The 21,699-nt window shown below is 36.3% G+C and carries 20 protein-coding genes; 5 read left to right on the plus strand and 15 right to left on the minus strand.

The window, feature by feature from the left end; genetic code table 11:
- The first annotated feature begins 3 nt into the window (after positions 1-3).
- Both CQ046_RS09950 and CQ046_RS09955 read left to right on the plus strand, forming a co-directional pair.
- Positions 4-2,256: a TonB-dependent receptor domain-containing protein gene (locus tag CQ046_RS09950; protein WP_105702117.1), complete on the plus strand. Its 2,253-nt coding sequence runs from the start codon at positions 4-6 to the stop codon at positions 2,254-2,256.
- A 78-nt stretch (positions 2,257-2,334) separates the two neighbouring features.
- On the plus strand, positions 2,335-3,195 hold the full coding sequence (locus CQ046_RS09955) for an alpha/beta hydrolase (protein ID WP_105702118.1): 861 nt from the start codon (positions 2,335-2,337) through the stop codon (positions 3,193-3,195).
- A gap of 48 nt (positions 3,196-3,243) precedes the next feature.
- Here the strand turns inward: CQ046_RS09955 and CQ046_RS09960 are convergent, their stop codons facing one another.
- From CQ046_RS09960 to CQ046_RS10005, 10 genes are read right to left on the minus strand one after another with little or no spacing between them, the layout of a single operon-like run.
- Entirely contained in the window at positions 3,244-4,998 is a 1,755-nt protein-coding gene (locus CQ046_RS09960; RefSeq protein ID WP_105702119.1) for a discoidin domain-containing protein, read from the minus strand.
- A 27-nt stretch (positions 4,999-5,025) separates the two neighbouring features.
- The gene (locus tag CQ046_RS09965) at positions 5,026-6,051 is read right to left on the minus strand and encodes a hypothetical protein (protein ID WP_105702120.1); all 1,026 of its coding nucleotides are present in this window, start codon (positions 6,049-6,051) and stop codon (positions 5,026-5,028) included.
- A gap of 9 nt (positions 6,052-6,060) precedes the next feature.
- A complete protein-coding gene (locus CQ046_RS09970; RefSeq protein WP_228406924.1) occupies positions 6,061-7,587 on the minus strand; it encodes an NAD(P)-binding protein in 1,527 nt (508 codons plus the stop codon).
- 37 nt (positions 7,588-7,624) lie between these two features.
- Complete coding sequence (locus CQ046_RS09975; RefSeq protein ID WP_105702122.1) at positions 7,625-9,139, minus strand: polyamine aminopropyltransferase; 1,515 nt, start codon at positions 9,137-9,139, stop codon at positions 7,625-7,627.
- Positions 9,132-9,347: a DUF350 domain-containing protein gene (locus CQ046_RS09980; RefSeq protein WP_045491052.1), complete on the minus strand. Its 216-nt coding sequence runs from the start codon at positions 9,345-9,347 to the stop codon at positions 9,132-9,134. Before CQ046_RS09980 ends, CQ046_RS09975 begins: the two co-directional genes overlap by 8 nt.
- A gap of 12 nt (positions 9,348-9,359) precedes the next feature.
- Positions 9,360-9,554, minus strand: a complete 195-nt coding sequence (locus CQ046_RS09985) for a hypothetical protein (protein WP_164976703.1) — start codon at positions 9,552-9,554, stop codon at positions 9,360-9,362.
- Positions 9,551-11,011 carry a DUF4178 domain-containing protein gene (locus tag CQ046_RS09990; protein WP_105702123.1) on the minus strand — a complete coding sequence of 487 codons (1,461 nt, stop codon included), beginning with the start codon at positions 11,009-11,011 and terminating at the stop codon, positions 9,551-9,553. Before CQ046_RS09990 ends, CQ046_RS09985 begins: the two co-directional genes overlap by 4 nt.
- Before the next feature lie 3 nt (positions 11,012-11,014).
- Complete coding sequence (locus tag CQ046_RS09995; RefSeq protein ID WP_047380623.1) at positions 11,015-11,374, minus strand: S-adenosylmethionine decarboxylase family protein; 360 nt, start codon at positions 11,372-11,374, stop codon at positions 11,015-11,017.
- Between the two features lie 20 nt (positions 11,375-11,394).
- On the minus strand, positions 11,395-12,318 hold the full coding sequence (ctlX, locus tag CQ046_RS10000) for a citrulline utilization hydrolase CtlX (protein ID WP_105702124.1): 924 nt from the start codon (positions 12,316-12,318) through the stop codon (positions 11,395-11,397).
- A gap of 49 nt (positions 12,319-12,367) precedes the next feature.
- Positions 12,368-13,282, minus strand: coding sequence for a dimethylarginine dimethylaminohydrolase family protein (locus tag CQ046_RS10005; RefSeq protein ID WP_105702125.1), 915 nt, complete (start codon positions 13,280-13,282; stop codon positions 12,368-12,370).
- Positions 13,283-13,572: 290 nt separating this feature from the next.
- Between CQ046_RS10005 and CQ046_RS23550 the strand changes: the two genes are divergently transcribed.
- The gene (locus tag CQ046_RS23550; RefSeq protein WP_165790500.1) at positions 13,573-13,737 is read left to right on the plus strand and encodes a hypothetical protein; all 165 of its coding nucleotides are present in this window, start codon (positions 13,573-13,575) and stop codon (positions 13,735-13,737) included.
- Positions 13,738-13,773: 36 nt separating this feature from the next.
- Here CQ046_RS23550 and CQ046_RS10010 read toward each other — a convergent pair whose 3' ends face one another.
- From CQ046_RS10010 to CQ046_RS10020, 3 genes are all read right to left on the minus strand, one after another.
- Positions 13,774-15,951, minus strand: a complete 2,178-nt coding sequence (locus CQ046_RS10010) for a TonB-dependent receptor domain-containing protein (protein ID WP_105702126.1) — start codon at positions 15,949-15,951, stop codon at positions 13,774-13,776.
- A gap of 80 nt (positions 15,952-16,031) precedes the next feature.
- Positions 16,032-17,093 carry a helix-turn-helix domain-containing protein gene (locus CQ046_RS10015; protein WP_105702127.1) on the minus strand — a complete coding sequence of 354 codons (1,062 nt, stop codon included), beginning with the start codon at positions 17,091-17,093 and terminating at the stop codon, positions 16,032-16,034.
- 83 nt (positions 17,094-17,176) lie between these two features.
- A complete protein-coding gene (locus CQ046_RS10020) occupies positions 17,177-17,542 on the minus strand; it encodes a winged helix-turn-helix transcriptional regulator (RefSeq protein WP_105702128.1) in 366 nt (121 codons plus the stop codon).
- A gap of 121 nt (positions 17,543-17,663) precedes the next feature.
- On the opposite strand from CQ046_RS10020, the gene CQ046_RS10025 reads away from it, so the two are divergent.
- A complete protein-coding gene (locus CQ046_RS10025) occupies positions 17,664-18,458 on the plus strand; it encodes an SDR family oxidoreductase (protein WP_105702129.1) in 795 nt (264 codons plus the stop codon).
- An 18-nt stretch (positions 18,459-18,476) separates the two neighbouring features.
- On the plus strand, positions 18,477-18,800 hold the full coding sequence (locus CQ046_RS10030) for a hypothetical protein (protein WP_105702130.1): 324 nt from the start codon (positions 18,477-18,479) through the stop codon (positions 18,798-18,800).
- Between the two features lie 61 nt (positions 18,801-18,861).
- Here the strand turns inward: CQ046_RS10030 and CQ046_RS10035 are convergent, their stop codons facing one another.
- Together CQ046_RS10035 and eno are read right to left on the minus strand one after the other, a co-directional pair.
- On the minus strand, positions 18,862-20,148 hold the full coding sequence (locus CQ046_RS10035) for a citrate synthase (RefSeq protein ID WP_105702131.1): 1,287 nt from the start codon (positions 20,146-20,148) through the stop codon (positions 18,862-18,864).
- Between the two features lie 84 nt (positions 20,149-20,232).
- Positions 20,233-21,525, minus strand: a complete 1,293-nt coding sequence (gene eno, locus CQ046_RS10040) for a phosphopyruvate hydratase (protein WP_105702132.1) — start codon at positions 21,523-21,525, stop codon at positions 20,233-20,235.
- Positions 21,526-21,699 lie beyond the last annotated feature (174 nt).

The following is a 21,699-nucleotide window of genomic DNA, read 5'->3' on the forward strand; positions in this document are numbered from 1 at the left end:
AACATGAAACGTATAATTTTGTCAATGGCCATCGTATTCGGTACATGCGCATTTGCTCAGGAAAAGAAAGCTGACACGGCAAAAACAAAAAATATAGAAGGAATTACCATTACAAAACAGGTTTTCAAAAAACAAAGTGACCGTTTTGTATATGATGTAGCAGCTTCCCCCGTAGCCAAAGGAAATACCACGTTTGATCTGCTAAAGCAGACTCCGTTATTATCTTCAACAGATGATAAAACATTGAAAATCGCTGGAAAAAATAATGCCCTGATCTATATCAACGGAAGAAAAACGAACATGGATTCTGAGTCTCTGGCTCAATTTCTGAAAAATACTCCGGCAGAAAATATTCAGAAAATTGAAGTGATTACCGTTCCCGGAAGTGAATTTCAGGTAGAATCATCCGACGGGATCATCAACATCGTTCTTAAGAAAAAAATGAGCGATGGGCTTAGTGGAAACATGAGAATGTCTAATACCACCAATAAATATAACGGAAGCCAGGCCAGCTTCTCTGCCAATTACAGAAAAGGTAAGCTGGGAGTGAGCGCCAACCTTAGCGGTGGAGAAAATATTGAAGCACAAACCTACACATTAAGAAATGGTACTGCTAAAACTTCTAATCAATCCACAGGAGATATTGATGATCCTAATAAAAATCTAGGTGGCTATCTGAATATTGATTATCAGCTGAATGAAAAAAGCAATCTTGCTTTATCCTGGAACACATGGGCAAATAAAAGCTATAATTCAACAGTCAATCTTTTCAATACAATCAAGACAGAAGACGGCACAAAATATACATGGTCTAAAAACAAAGAAGATGCAAGATCTTATAACAATTCACTGAACTTAAATTATGAGTTAAAAACGGATTCTCTTGGAAGTAAGCTTAATGTAAATGCAGCTTATCTTAATTATAAAAGATTCCAGTTTACAGACAACAGAACGTATATGTCTGATGTGAATATGGGAACTGGAAATATGACAACACAAGTATTCCAGGATCTCCCTCAGATCATTAATAACTTCTCCGGAATGGTAGATTATATTCAGAAATTTAAAAATGACCTGACGATCTCTATAGGAGGAAATTACAACAAAACCAAAACAGACAACGATTCTAAAAACATAACGTATTCTTTTGATCCCGCAAAAGATCCGGATCCAAGACCAAATCACTTTATTTATGATGAAAATATTTACGGAGCATACCTTACTGTAGAAAAGAAATTCTCGGATAAAATTTCCGGAAAAATCGGGGCGAGATATGAAATTACAAACAGTCTCGGAACTTCTGATAATGCTCCTACAGACGAACTTAAAAGGATTGAAAGAAATTACAATAACTTACTTCCTTATTTAAGTTTCAATTACGCTATCAACGATAAAAACAATATTTCGTACTCTTTTTCAAGCAGAATGAGAAGACCTAGTTTCTGGGAAATCAATCCTGTAAGAAATATCCTGACGGATGATAACTATACACAGAACAACCCATTTGTAAAAGCTTCCTCTACTTATAACCAGGAACTTACATATATGTTTAAAAATTCATATTTCCTGATTTTAAACCATTCCTATATTAAAGATGCTATCACTCAGGTTCCGCTGCAGGGATATCCTGTATCACCGGATGGTACGGTGGGGACTAATCCTGTATTGAGATACATCAGAACCAATTTTGGAGATAAGCAGGAAATGTCTGCCATGGTAGGTATTCAGAAGTCATTTTTTAAACAATACTGGACCACCAATTTCAACATCGGAGTTCAGCACAATATCAACAACGGAAGTCTTGATACTGATCCTACTACAGGAGACCGATTCAGAAACCAGGATGGTAAAGATATCGCTTACACCAACAAAACGAATTCTACCAGTCTTTTGATTCAGACCAACAACACCATTCGTCTTGACAAAAAGAAAACATGGTTCTTTGGAGTTAATTATTTCTTCGTAGACAAACAGCAGATCGAGCTTGGATTACTGAAAGGTTTAATGAGTTTAGACCTCAGCTTGAAGAAAATGTGGAACGACTGGACCTTTGCAGTGAATGTAAATGATGTTCTGAATACCAACATCGTTAAAATTGAAGATTTTCAGGATAACGGAAATTACAATTACATCCACCAAAACCGATACAACAGAAGTTTTACGGTAAGCCTTACCTACAATTTCGGGAACCAGAAAGTGAAAAAGGTAAGAGACATCGAAGGCGCTTCAGATGCTATTAAAAGCAGAACAAGATAAAGATTATCTTTCTTCATATTCAATTATTCTTACGGTATCCGCTGATTCTTTTCAGCGGATTTTTTATATTTAATAGCTATGAAAAAGGATATAAATATTATTTTAATTTGCCTGAGCCTGCTCTTTCTATGGACAAGCTGTAAAGAAAAAAAGATAAAGCTAGGTAAAGGTGTCAGCTTTGATAAAGAGGAAAATATTCACTATGGGAAAAATTCTGACCAAATAATGGATCTTTATATTCCAAATACAAAGTCAGGAAAGGGAAAGGAAGTTTTCATCATTATTCATGGTGGTGGCTGGCGTGCTGGGGATAAGACACAGCTCACTTTTTTCACTCTTTCTATGATGCAAAGATTTCCTGATTATATTTTTGTCAATATGAATTACAGACTCGCTTCAGAAACCCAGTATGGATTACCCAATCAAATAAATGACATTAAAGATGTTTCCGCTTTTTTAGAAAAGAAACTTAAATACAGTCCTAAGTTTATATTACTTGGTAATAGTGCTGGAGCCCATTTATCTATGTTGTATGCTTATAAATTCGATACTGATAAGAAAGTAAAAGCCGTTATTAATATTGTGGGACCTACTGACCTCTCTGATTCTGGTTTCAAAAACTATCAGGAATATTCTTTTGTGGAAAGCAGGCTTGTAGATCCTCGTATAATGAAAACTGGAGTTTCAAGAATAGATTTTGCCAGCCCTGTCAAATGGATAAATAAAAACTCCCCTCCTACTTTATCTTATTATGGAAATTCGGATCGCGTTATTCCTTCTACGCAAGGAAAAATCTTAGATTCAGTTTTAAATAAATATCATGTACTCTATGAGTCTTATCCATTCAATGGCGGTCATCTGGATTGGGATAAACATCCTCATGATGAATTTCTCATCAATAAAATTGAAACATTTCTTAAGAAAACAGACAAAAAATAACACGTTCTGATTTTCAAAACGTGTTATTTATTTATTTTTTAATTCAATCTATTCAGATTTTGCAACGGCTGTTCTTTCTGAAACGCCATTCGCATTGAAAGCTTCAATCTGGAAATAGTATGCATCTGTTCTGTCTGCTCCTGTAAAGAAATATTCATTTTTTCCGTACACCATAATGCTTCCATACAATTTATCCGGAGTCTTACCAAAATAGATTACATAGCCGTCTGCATCAGGGTTCTGCTGCCATTTCATCCAGATACTTCTTCTTTCACCATACTTTTTGGGATCAGCTCTTAAAGGCACAAACCCTTCTACTTTAGCAGGCTGTTTCCCAGCTCCTTTTCCAAACACTCTGAAACCGCTTAATGCAAATTTTCCGGTAGGCATTTTCAGGTTTTCCATTTTCAGGAAACGGGCTTTTGCCGGCTGTTCAAGCTCAACATAATCGTGGGGAACATCTTTTGTATTTTTACTTTTATCTACAATCACATTCCATTTCTTACCATCATTGGAACCGTAAATTTTATACTGATGCATTTTCCCTAAGGTTTTCCCCATGAATTCAGCATCCTGATCCGCATAATTGATCTGAATGGCATTGATGGTGGAAACTTCACCAAGATCCGTCTGAAACCATTCTCCTGAATTCCCGGTTTTGGCACTCCAATACGTTTTGATATCTTCATCTACCGCATTATTGGGCTGATAACCTCCTAAAGTAGATGAAACCTGAACAGGTTTATTATAATTTAACAGCATCCATCCGGCAAAAAGACCCTTTGTAAAATCTTTCCCCTGTGCATACTGCGGAAGATAAGTTGGATAATCTCCATAAGCCGTGTTACAGTACATCACATCATCTTTATCAAAACCTGCAGGCCAGATTCCGAGTCTTCTTTCAAAATTATTTTTGGTTGAAATAAAGATGGTCGAAATGTGCCACCAGTTTTTATAATTGTCTTCAAACGTAGCGCCGTGGCCCGCTCCTCTGGCAAAACCTCCCGGTTTGTACGAAAATGGATTATGCTGTTGATATTCGAAGCCTTCCAAAGGACTTTTGCTCACATATACTCCATCAGAATATCCACTGAATTCTGTTGCCGGAGCACCATACTGCATATAATATTTCCCATTGTGTTTTGTCATCCATGCCCCTTCTACAAAAGGCTGAAGAAAAACATTATCATTGTATTCCCCAAAACGTTCCCAGCCATGATCTTCAGGTTTTAGCTTAATAATAGGCTTTACGAAACCTTCAGACTGAAGATTTTTCACTTTCACCTCTGTTCCCAGCAATGGCCATTCGTTACTTGAGCCCCAGTACAGATACAGTTTATTTTTATCTTCATCATAATGGAATGCCGGATCCCACGCTCCTACTTTCAAAGTATCCACTGCAATTTTCCAGTCATCTTTGGTAGGATTTGTACTTTTCCAGATTGGAAAATCCTGTTCCCAGGTAGAGCCATAGACGTACAGCGTATCTTTCATCGCCCAGACAGCCGGAGCATTAAGGTCATGGGTATATTTATTATCTCTTAAAAATTTCCTTTTCACAAACTTCCAGTCCAGCATATCATCACTGTACCAGTATCCTTCCTGATTGGTAGAAAAAAGAAACAGTTTATTCTTAAAATTAACAATTACCGGATCTGCCGTAGCACGGTGTTTTCCCTGTTTTGAAAAAACTTCGAAAGGCGTATAACCATAATCAATATTAATGGGATTACAGAACGTTTTCTGCTGAGCCCCTACAATCATTCCAAGAAAAATTGCTAATGACAGAAAGTATTGTCTCATTATTAGATTTTAAAGATTACCGCAAAGTTAACTAACTTTTTTTGGTTTTCTCCAAATAAAGCCATCAAGCAGATAATGAGTAAGCTGCGGAACCACCAATAAAGGAACGAGGAACTGAAACAATTTTTCTGAAATAATTATATTCAGGGAAAAATGTTCGTTCCATACCAAAGTTTCCCATAAAAATTCTTCCAAAAAGGCGAAACCTAAAATAACTCCTATAAATAAAAATATTCCTGAAAAAGATTTAAAAATCTGCATTCTTTTCAAGTGCCTATTTTCCTTTTGCTGTATTTCCCGGATATAAATCAATGCGATATAAGGAATTCCGTGAGAAACTACATTCAGAAAAGTAAACAGAAGGTCATTATTGAAATAGACAATCCCAAAATACCAGGAAAGAAAAGTTCCGGTGATCAATGCGATTTTCGGGATATTAATATTTCTTGTTTTAAAAGCTTCGAAAACAGTTTTAATGATCCAAATGAGCAGAATTGTAAAATACGCAATCGTAATCAGAGGAAGATAGTTTGGAAGATTTTGAAGCCAGTCAAACTCATTGTTGACAAACCATGTAAAGGCACGTGGAGTCTTAAACCAGTACAACATGGGAAAAATGGTAGCAGAATAAACAGCGACCTCATCTATTTTTTTGCTCCAGTTATTGGGTTCAAAGCGGGCATAGATCCTCATAAAACCATATTGCTGGCGTATAAAATGGAAAACAGCAACCAATGCCAGGACCGACCAGAATGTCAGGCTCCCAAACTGAAAAAGGATAATCCCTAAAATCCAGCTTATTGCAGGAATTCCGAGATAAAGCCATTTATTTTTCTGTATTTCTCCTTTTATGAAATACGTTTTGAAAAGGGTAGAATATACATGCGCCACATCCACAAAAACGATCAGGAAAAGCCATGTGTAAAAGGAATAATGATTTTCTAACCCTTGAATTTGTTTCTGAAAAAGAAAAATAATCAACAATACAACAAAAGGTGGTGATAAGATAAACCACCAGTCTGTTTTTGCATTATGTATCCACGGCTGTTTCATTGTATTATTTTATATCATTTGTTCTGCAGTCCGGATTCCCTGATAAAAGGCTTCTTCAAAAATAGATATTCCTGAAAGATCAGAATGGGCAAAGAAAATTTTCCCTTCTACAGGTTCTTTCGCTACTTTGGTTTCTTCCCCAAAAATCTGGTTGGGAACCGGAGCAATCATGGCGTGTCCTATTTTATGAAACTGCATTTCCAGGATAAAATCTTCTATCAGTGTATGTGCTTTCTTCAAATCATTTAAAACTAAACCTTTCAGTTCAGCATCTTTCATGGCATAAAGTTGTTTCCTTGCTTTCTTACAGTCTGCTGTTGAAAAACTCTTATAATGAGTAATTACTTTTTCACCTATAATCTGGTTCAGATTCTGATGTTGATCAAAGATGTAGCCTAATCCGGAAGAGCCGTAGATTACATTATCCCAGGCGAGTTCTTCATCTCCTCCAAATTCATTCTTCAGAGTAATGGTGGTTAAAAGCCACGGAACATAATGAAATGACGAAGCTTTTTTATGATTAAAAATCCTTTCATTCACAAATTGTGGTGAAGCAAACAGGACTTTATCCGCAATGATCTTCTTCGTTTTCTTTTGAGCATTATCAAAACTCAATACCTCAACTTTATCATTGATTTTTACATCAAAAACTAAGTTTTCAGGCATATGTTTTCCCTCCGTATATTTTGAAAAATGTTTTGCCAGCCTTGCATTTCCTTCCGGCCAAGTGAATACCTGATCTTTGTATTTCGTGCTCCAGTTGTTTTTTCTTCCGGCAAAATAATGAATTCCCGCCCATGCTGAAACGTAATCTATTCCTAATCCGAAATCATCTCTACAGGAATAATCCAACAGCCAGAGAAGTTCTTCGGAGTGATAATTATTTTCTCTGAGCCAGTCTTTAAAAATGATTTTTTCAAGCTTTACAACCTCATCTTCTCTGCTTGAATCATGTACCGGAATAGCAAACCAGTATTTTCCCTGTGAATCTTTCTTTGTACGAAGCTCATCCATCAACTTAAAAAAGCGGTTAAGTTCCTGTTGGGTTGTTGCTGAAATACCTCTTTGAGGCACAATATCATTTTGCCATGAATTCTTATAAAACAATCTTTCCTGCTGTGGAAAAGTCATTTGGTATTCGTCAAGAATGGGTTCTCCGTTATCTTCAGTTCCTAAAAATATTTTGCATTCTTTCAGGAAGTCTATAATTTCTACGTTTTCCTTATTGGGTAAAGGTAAATAATGTGCTCCTAACGGAAATTTTGAAAATGAATTTTGCCCGTTGGAAGAATTTCCTCCCAAATGGTTTTCCATTTCAAGGAGAAGATAATCTTTTTCATTATTCTGACTGAAGAATCTACAAGCTGAAAGTCCGGATATTCCTCCACCCACGATAAGATATTTTGTGTGGATAACTTCTGAAAACTGTGGAAAATCTTTAGCCCACAGTTTATGACCGAGAACATGGTTTGTCCCGGTGATTTTAAGCAGCGATGATTTTACTTTCTTTCCGCAATACTGCAAAAAGGGAAGCATCAGGCTACCTAAAAATATAGTTTTAAGAAAATCCTTTCTACTGTACTTTCCCCCACTCTTCATCGAAATAACGGACTAATATCTGGTTATCCAGACGGTTAACTTCTACATCTTTCACTTTCATATCTTTATTAAAATATGCCATTTGTGAAAAGTTGTAATCATAGTATTTTAAGCCGGGAAGCTTTCTGTAGACTCTGTTGTTGATGGGTTCAAATGAAGCCATCGAAAATCCCCATTCCCCAAAAGATGGAACATAGGTATGATAAGCTGCTGTGAAAGGGAAAATCTGATTGATTGTTTTTTCGATACACCAGAATGATTTCGGAGCAAAATACGGAGAGGTGGTCTGAACTACAATTTTGGTATCAAGCGTTGTTAACTTCTCCAATTCCTTATAAAACTGCAGGGAATAAAGTTTTCCTAAGCTGTAGTTAGACGGATCCGGAAAGTCTATGATAATGACATCAAATTTCTTTTTGCTGTCTTTTACCCAAATGTAAGCGTCTTTATTGATGATTTCTACTTTCGGATTGGAAAACGAGTTTTGGTTTAACCTGCGCATGGTTTCGTTGGTCTTAAAAAACTGAGTCATTTCACCATCTAAATCTACAAGGGTTATTTTTTTAACATCTTTGTATTTCAGTACTTCTCTGGCTGCGAAACCATCACCACCTCCCAAAATCAGGACATTATCAACGTTTTTGGCCATAGACATTGCAGGATGTACTAGTGCTTCATGATAGCGGTATTCATCGGTGGATGAAAACTGTAAGTTGTTATTCAGATATAAACGAAATTCGTGAGTATTTCTCGTTAAAACGATTCTTTGATAGGGTGAGCTTTTGGTATAGACTACATTTTCACCGTATAATTTTTCTTCAGAGTATGATAAAATCGTATCTGAGAAAAAGAAAAGTCCCAACAGAAATGCAAATGCTGCAATAGATTTTACTTTTAAGGACAAGGGTTTTGACAATTCCTTGGTGAGATAATAGCATAAAAATATAGCAATAGAGATATTAATCAATCCAAAAAACAAAGGTGTCTTTACAATTCCCAGTTTTGGAATCAAAACCAACGGAAAAAGAATCGATGCTAATAAAGCCCCGATATAATCGAATGCAAAGACATTTGAAACTAAATCTTTAAACTGTACCCTGTCTTTCAGAATGTTCATCAAAAGAGGGATTTCCACTCCAACCAAGCAGCCTGTGAAAAAGACAAAAAGGTATAGAACGCTTTCAAAGTGTGCCAGAGTATTAAATAGAATAAACAGCACCACAGAGCTGATTCCGCCTACGATTCCCACAAGGATTTCAATCTCGATGAATTTATCAATAAGATTTCCTTTGATGAATTTTGCAAGATAGGAACCTACTCCCATTGAAAAGAGATATACCCCGATAATGAAAGAAAACTGCTTTACAGAGTCTCCTAAAAGATAGCTCGCCAGGGCTCCGGCCACCAGCTCATAAATCAATCCACATGTAGCAATGACGAATACTGAAAACAATAAAAGCAGCTCAAGAGGAATCCTCTTCTTATCCATGAATTGCCGCGCTTATAATCATTGAAATTCCGATAATAAATGCTCCGAAGACAATAGCCAGTGCTATATTTTTGTTCTGAGCGATCTCATGCCAAGTTTTCTCCGGGGTAAGCTTTTCGATGATAAAATAGCATACGAGTAGAATTGCGATTCCTAAAAATGAATAAAGAACCGAGTTTAATATGGGTAAGAAATTGATGTTGTCCATAGTTTTTATATTTTATTTGTGATAGTATCTGTAGAATCCTACTCTGGAATGGCTTCTTGTGGTTCCGTCACGATACGTTTCCGTTTTGGCACAATCGCAGACCTGATTTCCCCGGTAGGTAAGGTATACAAACCAGGTCATGAAAAATCCTCCGATCAGGCAGAGCATCCAGTTTTGTCTTATATAATGTAAAATAGTGTTCATCATGATGTGGAATAAGGGGTGTTTGAGCTATTTTTCCATTTATTCACATTAAAGAAATGTCTTCCTATCAATAAAGCAATAAATAGTACAATCATCAGGAATAAAATAAATCCGAAATTCCAGAATGAAACGGGAAGCCAGGTTGCTTTGAGCTGTACATAGGTATTGCCTGATGTAGGATCTGTAGTAAGCTTAGGTGCTTCAGCATTGATCAGAGAATCTATTTTTGAAGTTCCGAATGATGCTTTCACCAGTTTACCCAATTCTGTTGTATCTTTTTCTAAAGTCTTTCCGTCTATGAAAGTGTTAGATTGTGCTTTATAGATATCGGTTACATCCAGAATTCCGGATTTATCCCTTGAGATTAATACTTTTGAATCTGGTGACTGAAGACCAGAAAATTCAGGTAATAGAGATCCTTCTTTTTCTGCTGATATAAGAAAATGATAATTCCCGGAACTTACTCCACAAAGGTTGAATTCTTCAGATTGATTTCCTTCCGACCAGCTTTCACCATCTTCATAACCATGATACTGTTCGATATCTTTAGAGGTATAAATAATTTCATTGGTTTTTTCATTCACAAGACTTAGCTGAACATTCGCCCATGAATTATCAACTGCTGAAAAAGCATTTACTTTCAATGGTGCTGAGCCTCCGGAAAGAGTAAAACTTTTGCTTACGAGTTCTTTATCTTTTACATCTGCAAAATTGATAGACTGTTCAAAAACAGTTTCATTAGTTCTAGAGATATAAACATACAACTGAATCAGGCATATCATTAACGCAGCCACACAAAAGATGTTGATCACCTGTTTGATATCAAAATAATAAGGCTGAACGATTCCTACTCCTGTATAATAAGGCATGTGAGCTATTTTAAAAGCTCTTTTAACATCATGTTTTGAAATGTGAACTCCATAGAAGTACTGGCTTTTCTTGCTCGTCTTCTCCTGAGAGATCATACGGGTTCCGTTGACATATTCTTTGTAGGTAGCAACGCTGAAATCAAGGTGTTCATCAAAAAAACCAGCAGCAGCATGAATAGTGCATGGAGTATTTTCATACCAGCGATAAGTTCGTCCGGCATAGGTTGGTAATTTCGAACTTTTACTTTTAAAATCGTCAGGATGCATTGGGAGTATAAAAACCCAATGTCCGTCACTTTCACTCAGGAAAGCATCATTTCCCTTACTGTCTTTTAAAGAATATTCACGCCAGAAAATACTGTTTCCGTATTTCCTGACAACAATTGCTACAACGGTATATTCTGCATCTTCAATTTTTCCTTTCTGTCCGACATCCAACACAACGTTTTCAGTCGGTACCTTCAAATGTTTGGTATTCTTATTTCCAGCTACATCAATGAGATGAGAGCAGGTTTTACAAACATATTCCTCGATAGGAAAAGTAAGATCTAATGTATTTTTTGATTCGCATGCTGGGCAGACATAATGCATTTTTTATCTGTAAATTTTGTGTTTCTGAATGGTATTAGCTTTAAAATACTGAACCACTTCATCTGCAATTTGCTCTACTTTTGTGGTATTGTCCTGTGTATAATTACAAAGAAAAACATCAAAAGTAAGCTGTTTAAATTCCGGCCACGTATGGATACAAAGGTGAGACTCTTTCAGGATCACTGCGGAAGTAAAACTATCATTTTCAAAAATATGATTGGTAACTCCTACAATTTCTACATCTTTTGTTTTCAGAATTTCTTCTGTAAACGTCAGAAAACCTTTGCTGTCTAATAACAAATCTTCTGACTCTGTTTCCAAAGTCAGAAGAATATGTAAACCTTTACTTGATAATGGGTTCAATTAATTTTTTCGTAAATATATTATTTTTTTGGAAGAAAAACCTCAGCAAGCATACATCTTGCGCTTCCGCCACCATTTACTTCAATGGTATTCAGGTCTGAATAAATAATTTCGCAGTATTTTTCAATAGCAGCTACCTGTTCTGAAGATAAAGACTGGTATGCTGTCTGGCTCATCACCAGGAATTTCTCACCATCTTTGTTTTGAACCTGAAGCATATTTCCTGCAAATTGCTGCATCTGTTCTTCAGAAATTTCAATAATTTCTTTTCCTGTACCTTTAATGGTTTCTATTACTTTTTCTCTTTCCAGCTCATCATCAATACAATCAAGACAGATTACGACAAATTGATCTGCCACACACATCATTACATTGGTGTGATAGATAGGAAGTCTTTCTGTCCCTACGGTCTGGAATGAATGGAAAACAACGGGAGTAAATCCGAATTTTGTACAGAATTCTCTGAACAGTTTTTCATCCAGCCTCAAAGAAACTGAACCGTAAGCGATTTTATTATCGTGGTCAAAGATCATACTTCCCGTTCCTTCCAGGAAATGTCCCTGAGTTTCAGAGAAAGACCAGTCATCAATTTCAGCCACTTCAAATCCTTGAGCTTCGATGGTTTCAATAATATCTTCTCTTCTTTCCACTCGTCTGTTGGATGCGAACATTGGGTATAAAACCACTTTCCCGTCGTTATGGAAACTTACCCAGTTATTTGGGAAAATAGAATCCGGAGTATGTGGATCCAGAGTATCTTTTATGGTGATTACATTAATTCCCTTTCCTCTCAGCTTTCCAACAAAAGTACTGAACTCAGCCAAAGCTTTTGACTGGATATCAGAACCTGTCTGTTCTACCTGAAAATAATTATTTTTCGCTGTCTCAGCGTTGTAACCGAATGCAATCGGTTCTATCATTAATACTGTATCTGTTGTTTGCATTTTTTTGATTTAAAAATTAAAGATTGAAAGGTTAAACTCCTCCCCTCAATTATTCTCTCACAAGCGGCATTGTAGAACATCTCAACAAACCACCCATTTTGGATATTTCTCTGTAAGGAATTTCTTCAACCGTCATTCCCCATTCGTTTCTCAAATGGTTATTCATTCTGGTGAAAGCTTTGTCTGAAACTACTACATCGGGAGAAATAGAGAAAATATTCGGGAACATTTCAAACATTTCTTCATCATTGATGTGGAAGCAGTTTTCTTCTCCGAAAATATCGATGATTAAACGGTAGTCGCTTTCATCCACAAATCCGTTTTTATAAATGATACATTTGTCTTCTCCTATTGGATTGAATGTACAATCCAAATGCAGGATACCTTCAAACGGAATTTTATCATTTTTCTTCAGTTCCAGGTCTATGATTCTTTTCTTTGGAAAATATTCTTTTAAGATTTCAATAGCATACTCGTTGGTTCTTGCCGTCTTATAGTTTCGATAGTCTTCGCTGAAGCAGGTTCCGATGAAAATAAAGTCATTCCATACGATTACATCCCCTCCTTCAATGTGTGCTGTTTCCGGAAGATTGATAATTTTTCTCCATGCTACTTTTTCAAAAACGCTTTTGTATGCTTCCTGCTCGTCTGCTCTGTCTGCAATCACATTGGAAATGATCATCTTGTCATCAATCACAAAAGCTACATCTCTTGAAAAAACCTGGTTATAGTCTTTAATGATACTTGGACGAAGTACTTCAACGTCATACTTTTTTAAAACTGCTTCAAAAGCGTTCATTTCATTGATAATATCCTCTTCTTTAGGATAAATATTATGTTCGATTGAGTAATATGACTTTGCGTCATAGCTTTCCTCTAGTGTGGGAACGGCTCCCAATGAATTAGGCTGGCCTAGAACTACTGACTTCAGCCTACCCGTTTCGTTTTTAATGTTTAGTCTCATAAAGATTTATGCAATACTACAAATATAAGTAAAGGGCGCTACCTATAAAACTTTTGCATTATTTTATGCATTAAATTTGATTTCTAAAATCAACACTCTTCAACAAAATTTCCTTGTCTGTGCAGCCAACTGCAGTGAATCGTCCCAAAAACATCTACAACTTACTATTTTCCATCTACATAAGAACAAAAAAATAGATAATTATATTATTTAATTTCCTATATTAGTGATATAATTTTCGCGAAATTATAAACCATAAAACTTAACTATTAACACCAAAAATCAAAGTTATGAACAAGAACAATCCGGTGCTGAAAAATGCACAAAAATTAGGAAGAGAGCAACAAAAATCCGTAATGGGAGGAGCGCCAATTTCAACAGCAAGAAGATGTTGCGAATGGGACGATACAGGAAAATGTTATATCTGGACATGTGACAGATGCCAATGTCCATAATAAAAAACGAAAACCTGCTTTCTCAAGCAGGTTTTCTTATCTCGTTCTGTTTTCTTCTTCTGTTTTCTGGGTTTCTTTTACCTGATATCTTGTACTTCCTATGCTGTAACTGAGCGAAAATACGAACCGGCTGCTATCCCACCAGTGGGTAAGGCGGTTATCCATAATCTGTTTATGCCGGAATTCCAGTTTCTGTTCGTATGAATCCAGGAGATTATTAAAACCAATTTTAGTGTTCAGTTTATTATCAAGCCATGACTTCTGAACTGATACATCTATGGTATATCTTGGTTTAATGATGTAAAGACTGTTACCTGTTTTGGATTCATAACTGCCAAATACATTCATTGTAAATCCTTTCGGAAGTGAAAAAACCTGGTTCAGTCTCAGCTCATAATTATAGATATTCAATGCAAAGACCTCATCCAGATAAGGCCTGAATTCATAATTATAATATCCCACAATCTGGCTGATGATATTCCACCATTTTGTAATCCTGACCGGAAAACTTGTTTCCAGAATAGCAAAATTTCTATAGGGAAGATTTGTTCCCAAATATTCCAGCACATTCGTTTTCGGATTATAAAGTGGATAACGGGTCATCACATCATGTTCTTTTCCAACAGTAAAACTTGTGATCCAGTTTTTATGCCGGTAGGTTGCTTTGATCTGGCTGGTAAAAGAAGGCAATAGATAAGGATTTCCAATCCAGTAATTTAGCGGACTGAAATAAAACCGGAACGGATTAAGTTGTGAGAAAACGGGTCTTGTTATTCTTCTGCTGTAAGAAAGAGACAACTCGTTGGAAGCATTAAAGGTGTACGCTGCACTTAGAGATGGCAGCCATTTTAGATAGTTTCTGGAAACAACAGAATCCACAGTAACGGCATTGGAAATACTGTTTGTATGTTCAAACCTTAATCCTGCATTGATTTGAAAGTTTCCCATTTTTTGTCTGTAGGCAATATATCCAGCCCATATTTTTTCTTTATAGGAGAATATATTACTTCGCGTAGGATCAAAAACAAACTGATTTCCCGTTGATAATGTATCATATCTGATATTGTTATTGGTATCTGAATGGCTGTATTTAACGCCTGCTTCAATATCGATGTTATTTATTTTTTGGGAAGCATCTATCTGGGCGGTATTGATATTAATTTTATTAAAAAGATCAGATTTCCAATAAGAAAGTATATTTGCTTTATCCTGATCTTTATTGATAAAATCATCATTCTGCTTATTTTTTACCGAAAGATAGTTTCCTAAAAAACTGAGCTTAAATCCTTTGTTCTGGAAAGAATAATCTGCTGCTATTCCATAGTTGTCCTGGCTGTAATCTGTCGGATTCTCACTGACAGTATTTACTACTACCTTGTTTTCACTTTGATCTGTTGTATATAGTGATCCGTTGCGTATTCGGTCAATGTTCCGGAAGTTTCCTCTCAGATTGAGTCCTACTCTGTTTTTATCATTCAGTCTGAAATCAACACCTGCCTGCAGATTGTAAACCTTTCCAAAATCTTCCTGATAAGTACGGGTGCGCATGATATTTGTATTTGCCAAATGCTGTAACGCATGATAACGATAGGTTGAAATTCCTTCATTGTAAACTGCCTGTACACTGTAGGTCACTTTTCCGGTATGATAGGAAATGTTTACTGCATTTTCATGATAGTTGAATTTATTGATGTATACATTCCCGATATAGCCTAATTTCCACCCAAGATTGATATTCTTTTTCAGTTTAATATCAATAACTCCTTTGAACTCTGCATCATACTTCGAAGACGGATTGGTATTTACCTCCACAGATTCTACCATATCGGGAGATAAAGACCGTAAATAAGTCTGCAATTCCTGATTACTCATGACGACAGGTTTTCCATCAATCAGAATAGCAGGTGTAATTCTTCCTCCGACAAAAATTCCGTCTTCCTGGTCTACTGTAACACCAGGAGTCTTTCTCAGGACATCAAGAAGATGAGTGGAGGTTTTAAAATCTTTGTTTCCGGCAACAGACTGGATAAGATTGCCGTCATTCAGTTTCATTTTTCGTGGAGCAGACTGGATAACAACTTCTGATATATTCGTTGTGGATGATTTTGCTTCAGCCAGAGAGTCCCGAACTTTTGCTTTTACAACACCCTGCTGTGCTTTTCCAAAGAATAACAGAAAAAACAGGAAGAGCAAGTACCATAATTTGATGATCATAACTTTTAAATTTTATGAAATCAAAAGTATCGGCTTGCTGCAACAATACGGTTTTGAAATTGAAATTCCGCAGTACTGAATTATAAATTTGAACTCTGAAACCTAGGCTCGGTAAGGGTTTGAGACTGTTTATACAAAAGAGGTGTTGTATTTTTTATTTTTTTGAATGTTGAGAAGAAAGTTGATTTCGAATTGAATCCCACCTCATAACCTATCTCTTCAATTTTCAGATAAGATCCGTTTTCTATTTTTTCACAAGCTTCATTGATTCTGTATTCATTGATGCAGGTAGCAAAACTTTTCCCCAGGTTATCATTCAGCAACTGGGAAAGCTGGTGAGAAGACATATTCATTTTAGAAGCAAGATCACTCAGTTTTAAATTCGGATTTTTATAGAGCTCTTCTGTATCCATTAATCGTTCTAATTTCGATACAAAACTATCAACCTGTTCTCCGGAAATCTTTTTATTGGAGTATTTCTCTGTTTCTTTTGCGGGAAGCTGCTGATATTTTTTATTAAATAAAATCAAAAAGTTGGCATACAGCACAAACGAAAACACAAGGCTGCCTCCTGCGCAATAAATTTGTAACCAGCCTGTCGAAATCAGCTGATAACTCAAAAATATAATCACATTGCTGACCAGAATTGGAAGTACAAAGTTATTCGGACTTTTATGTTTCTGTTTAAGCAAAATATAATAATGATAAACCGTAAGAAATATAAATACAGACCAAAAGGTATAGATAAAAGTAGCAAAATAGTTATCCCATGTAATCGGAAACACCAGATATAATAAACCAACAACTCCTAAGATAAGGGTTAATATCCCGAACCATCTCTGACAGTTCTTCCAATCAAACTGATCCTGCTGAAAAGAGGATTTTACATAGTAATACAAAGCCGGTCCGGTAAAAAATAGAGCAGACAGTCCTAGATGTGCAATAATTCGGAGTAAATCGGGGTAAAAATAAAAGCATACAGAGATCGCTACTCTTGAGCTTAACATGAAGAGAAGAATTCCGAGGAAAAAATCCGGAGGGTATTTCAGTTTTTTTACAAACAGCAGATAAATGCCCAGCAGAAGTCCGTTGAATGCTCCTACTGCGCTGAAGAAAAATAACATCTGTTCTCCGAAAGTCATTGGGTATTACTTTTTTACAGTAGTAAATTTAATCAAATTATTATATTCGATTTTGTAAAATAACGAAAATGTTTTACGTTGTTTTAAGAACCGCTTTCCTGCCTTTTCAGGATTAATGTTCTTAAGCGTTCTTCATGATCATCCCCCCATTTTCCTAATACAGCAATGACCGGAATCAATGTTTGTCCGAATTCTGTAAGCCTGTATTCCACCTTTGGAGGTACAACAGGATAAATTGTCTTGGCAACAAGCTCATGTTCTTCAAGTTCTTTCAACTGTACATTCAGTACTCTGCGGGAAGCATCAGGAATCTTTCTCTGCAACTCGCTGGGTCTTTGATACCCCTCATTAATAAACCACAGCAAACGAATTTTCCATTTACCATACAATACTTCTGCAATCAGATCAAGACCGCAGTTCAGGTTGGGTGGGATTTTTCTTTCATACATAAAACAAATTTAGCACAATGACAGGATATTACAATAGGGGATTAATTTATCCCTATGTGATTCGTAACCCCGTACTTGTAAGAACTTATCGTACTCCTGAAATTTGTACAAAAAAGAAATCATGCCAGAATCATTTAATTTCAACAACGAATTATCAGGTAAAATTGCTTTGGTAACGGGAGGAACGAAAGGAACCGGAAAAGCTATTGCAGAAAGATTATTAACCGCTGGTGCCACTGTGATTATTACTGCAAGAAATCAACCTGAAGACATGAATAACCAGCTACATTTTATTGCAGGAGATTTGAGCACGGCAAAAGACACTGAAAATCTCGTAAGGAAAGTTCTTTCTACTTTTGGAAAGCTTGATATTTTAATCAATACTTTAGGCGGTTCAGAAACTCCCGGTGGTGGCTTCTCTGTTTTAAGTGACGAAGATTGGGAAAACACAATTCAAACCAATCTATTGGCACCAGTTCGTTTAGACAGAGGTTTTTTACCCCAAATGCTGGAACGAAAATCGGGGGTTATCATCCACATTGCGTCCATTCAGGGAAGACTGCCTTTATTTGATTCTACATTACCTTATGCTGCTGCCAAAGCCGGACTGATCAATTACAGCAAAGGTTTATCTAAAGAAGTTTCACCCAAAGGAGTTCGTATACTGACTGTTTCCCCAGGTTGGATCATGACTTCATCTGCTACCCGAATGATGGAACGCATTGCTGAAAGCTCAAAGAGCTCAATAGAAGAAGCTACACAAAGTGTTATGGATGCTTTGGGTGGAATTCCTATTGGTAAACCAGCCCAGCCGGAAGATATTGCAGAGTTTGTTGGTTTTTTAGTTTCTCCCCGGGCACAATATTTAACCGGAACCGAATATGTAATAGACGGCGGCACCATTCCTACTGTTTAATCATTTAAAAATAACAATATGAAATTACCTATCATTTTACAGGAATTCTTAAAGGCACAGGAACTTTTTGACAGTATCTCTTTTGCTAATTGTTTTTCTGAATACGCCTCTGTATTTGACGAAGGAAAAATATACACTGGAAAAGATGAAATAAAACAATGGAATGAAAAATCTAATGAGCAATACAAAACCTTGTTTGAGGTGATGGATTTTTCTGTGAAGGATAATATGACAATTTTAAAAATCAATATTTCCGGTTCTTTTGACGGCAGTCCGGTAGTCCTGAATTTTTATTTCCGGATTGAGAATAATCTTATTAATGCTTTAGCTATTGTTGAATAAGTTTTTAAAAATAAAGAATCCCAAAGCTTGCTTTGGGATTCTTTTATGGTATAAGCAAATATTATCTGCTTGCGATGTCGATGTAGTTTCTTTCCTGAGCACCTTGGTAAACCTGTCTTGGTCTTCCGATTGGGTCTCCTTTCATTCTCATTTCTTTCCATTGAGAAATCCATCCTGGAAGTCTTCCTAATGCAAACATTACGGTAAACATTTCTGTAGGAATTCCTAACGCTCTGTAGATGATTCCTGAATAGAAATCCACGTTTGGATATAGTTTTCTTTCAATGAAGTACTCATCTTCAAGTGCTACTCTTTCTAACTGCATTGCAATATCAAGAGCTTTATCCTGGATTCCTAATGATTTAAGGATATCATCAGCAGCTTTCTTGATAATCTTCGCTCTTGGGTCGAAGTTTTTGTACACTCTGTGTCCGAATCCCATCAGACGGAAGCTATCATTTTTATCTTTTGCTTTAGCAACATATTTAGATACGTCACCACCATCTTTCTCGATAAGCTCAAGCATTTCGATTACAGCCTGGTTAGCACCACCGTGAAGTGGTCCCCAAAGTGCAGATACTCCAGCAGAGATAGAAGCGAAAAGACCTGTGTGAGCAGAACCTACCATTCTTACTGTAGAAGTAGAACAGTTTTGTTCATGATCTGCGTGAAGGATTAATAATTTATCTAAAGCATTTACAACTACCGGATCCATCTCGAAATCAACGTTTGGTAATCTGAATGCCATTTTGTAGAAGTTTTCTACGTAGTTTAGGTTGTTATCACCATGGTTTAATGGTAAACCTTGAGTTTTTCTGTACGTCCAAGCACAAAGGTGAGAGAACTTAGCGATCATAAGCTCAGCAGCATGATCCATTTCTTCTTTAGAGTTTACGTTCACTGCTTTCGGGTTGAAAGCGGTTAATGCAGATGTCATAGAAGATAAAACTCCCATAGGGTGAGCAGAACGAGGAAAAACATCAATGATTTTTTTCATTTCGTCTGCGATGAAGTTATATTTTTTAATATTGTTGTCGAATGAAGCAAACTCATCCTGATTAGGTAATTCTCCATGTAATAAAAGATACATTACTTCAGTAAAGTTAGATTTTTCAGCAATCTGCTCGATTGGATAACCTCTGTAAAGTAATTCTCCCTGATCTCCGTCTAAGTAAGTGATGTCGCTAATAGTAGCTCCCGTATTTTTGTAACCTAAATCCAGAGTGATCAAACCTGTCTGGTCTCTTAATTTTGAAATATCAATCCCTCTGTCTCCGATAGTACTATCCACGATTGGATATTCATATGAATTACCTGCGTAATTCAATATTACTTTGTTGTCTGACATTATTTATTTATTTTTTTTAAATATACCACTTTCCATAAAATACGGCAAACAAAAATTATCGCTTGCCGTTATTTATAAATTCAATTATCTTTTTATCTTAAATGCTTCCAGTCCTGGGAAAATTGCAGTTTCACCAAGAGCTTCTTCAATTCTTAATAGCTGGTTGTATTTTGCCATTCTGTCTGATCTTGAAGCTGAACCTGTTTTGATTTGTCCACAGTTCATTGCTACTGCTAAATCAGCAATTGTAGAATCTTCAGTTTCTCCTGATCTGTGAGACATTACTGAAGTGAATTTGTTGTTCTGAGCCATTTGTACTGCAGCCATTGTTTCAGAAAGAGAACCAATCTGGTTTACTTTTACAAGGATAGAGTTGGCAATATTTTCTTTTACTCCTCTTGATAGTCTTTCTACATTGGTTACAAATAAATCATCACCTACAAGCTGTACTCTGTCACCAATTTTATCTGTTAACATTTTCCAACCTTCCCAGTCATTTTCCTGCATACCATCTTCAATAGAAATGATTGGGTATTTTGCAGCCAGTTCAGCAAGGTAAGAAACCTGCTCGCTGCTCGAAAACTGAGCTGCATCCGGAGTCTGGAATTTTCTGTAATCATAAATTCCGTCTTTATAGAATTCAGAAGCCGCACAGTCAAGTGCTAACATAATATCGTCACCAGGCTTATATCCTGCTTTTTCGATCGCCTGAAGTAATGTATCCAAAGCATCTTCAGTTCCTTTGAAAGTTGGAGCAAAACCACCTTCATCACCTACTGCAGTAGATAAACCTCTTGAATGAAGAATAGATTTCAGGTTGTGGAAAATTTCAGTTCCTTTTCTCAATGCATGAGAGAAAGAATCTGCTTTTACCGGCATAACCATGAATTCCTGGAATGCGATAGGAGCATCTGAGTGAGATCCACCATTGATTACATTCATCATTGGAACAGGAAGTGTGTTGGCGTTCACACCACCTACATATTTGTATAGAGGCATTCCCAATTCTGCAGCTGCAGCTCTCGCTACTGCCAAAGAAACACCAAGAATAGCATTAGCCCCAAGATTTCCTTTGTTTGCCGTTCCGTCTAGATCGATCATAATCTGATCAATATAATTTTGTTCGAAAACCGGCTGTCCTACTAAATTCTCTGCAATTACTTCTTTTACATTTTCAACAGCTTTCAGAACTCCTTTTCCCTGGTATTCTGAACCACCGTCACGTAATTCTACTGCTTCGTGTTCTCCTGTAGATGCTCCTGAAGGTACAGCTGCGCGGCCCATTGCTCCGCTTTCTGTAAATACATCTACTTCGATGGTAGGGTTACCTCTGGAATCTAAAATCTGTCTTGCTTCTATGTAAGAAATTGCACTCATTTTTTATTTTTTTTAGTTTAGACAAATTTAATCAAAATTTAACTTTTAGGGGTATTTCGAGGGATTTTTTTGAGATAAATCCAAGTTAAATTTTAGTTAATTTATATTATGATAATTCCACAATTTCCGGGTGGCAGATCAGGGATTTAAAAAGAGAAAATCATAAATAAAAAA

Origin of the sequence: Chryseobacterium sp. MYb7 (assembly GCF_002979455.1) — a bacterium.
Classification (GTDB): Bacteria; Bacteroidota; Bacteroidia; order Flavobacteriales; family Weeksellaceae; genus Chryseobacterium.

Bases quoted from the DNA above. Each gene is read 5' to 3' on its own strand.
- CQ046_RS09950 (WP_105702117.1), top strand. From the start codon at position 4: ATGAAACGTATAATTTTGTCAATGGCCATCGTATTCGGTACATGCGCA.
- CQ046_RS09955 (WP_105702118.1), top strand. From the start codon at position 2,335: ATGAAAAAGGATATAAATATTATTTTAATTTGCCTGAGCCTGCTCTTT.
- CQ046_RS09960 (WP_105702119.1), bottom strand. From the start codon at position 4,998: ATGAGACAATACTTTCTGTCATTAGCAATTTTTCTTGGAATGATTGTA.
- CQ046_RS09965 (WP_105702120.1), bottom strand. From the start codon at position 6,051: ATGAAACAGCCGTGGATACATAATGCAAAAACAGACTGGTGGTTTATC.
- CQ046_RS09970 (WP_228406924.1), bottom strand. From the start codon at position 7,587: ATGCTTCCCTTTTTGCAGTATTGCGGAAAGAAAGTAAAATCATCGCTG.
- CQ046_RS09975 (WP_105702122.1), bottom strand. From the start codon at position 9,139: ATGGATAAGAAGAGGATTCCTCTTGAGCTGCTTTTATTGTTTTCAGTA.
- CQ046_RS09980 (WP_045491052.1), bottom strand. From the start codon at position 9,347: ATGGACAACATCAATTTCTTACCCATATTAAACTCGGTTCTTTATTCA.
- CQ046_RS09985 (WP_164976703.1), bottom strand. From the start codon at position 9,554: ATGATGAACACTATTTTACATTATATAAGACAAAACTGGATGCTCTGC.
- CQ046_RS09990 (WP_105702123.1), bottom strand. From the start codon at position 11,011: ATGCATTATGTCTGCCCAGCATGCGAATCAAAAAATACATTAGATCTT.
- ctlX (WP_105702124.1), bottom strand. From the start codon at position 12,318: ATGCAAACAACAGATACAGTATTAATGATAGAACCGATTGCATTCGGT.
- CQ046_RS10005 (WP_105702125.1), bottom strand. From the start codon at position 13,282: ATGAGACTAAACATTAAAAACGAAACGGGTAGGCTGAAGTCAGTAGTT.
- CQ046_RS23550 (WP_165790500.1), top strand. From the start codon at position 13,573: ATGAACAAGAACAATCCGGTGCTGAAAAATGCACAAAAATTAGGAAGA.
- CQ046_RS10010 (WP_105702126.1), bottom strand. From the start codon at position 15,951: ATGATCATCAAATTATGGTACTTGCTCTTCCTGTTTTTTCTGTTATTC.
- CQ046_RS10015 (WP_105702127.1), bottom strand. From the start codon at position 17,093: ATGACTTTCGGAGAACAGATGTTATTTTTCTTCAGCGCAGTAGGAGCA.
- CQ046_RS10020 (WP_105702128.1), bottom strand. From the start codon at position 17,542: ATGTATGAAAGAAAAATCCCACCCAACCTGAACTGCGGTCTTGATCTG.
- CQ046_RS10025 (WP_105702129.1), top strand. From the start codon at position 17,664: ATGCCAGAATCATTTAATTTCAACAACGAATTATCAGGTAAAATTGCT.
- CQ046_RS10030 (WP_105702130.1), top strand. From the start codon at position 18,477: ATGAAATTACCTATCATTTTACAGGAATTCTTAAAGGCACAGGAACTT.
- CQ046_RS10035 (WP_105702131.1), bottom strand. From the start codon at position 20,148: ATGTCAGACAACAAAGTAATATTGAATTACGCAGGTAATTCATATGAA.
- eno (WP_105702132.1), bottom strand. From the start codon at position 21,525: ATGAGTGCAATTTCTTACATAGAAGCAAGACAGATTTTAGATTCCAGA.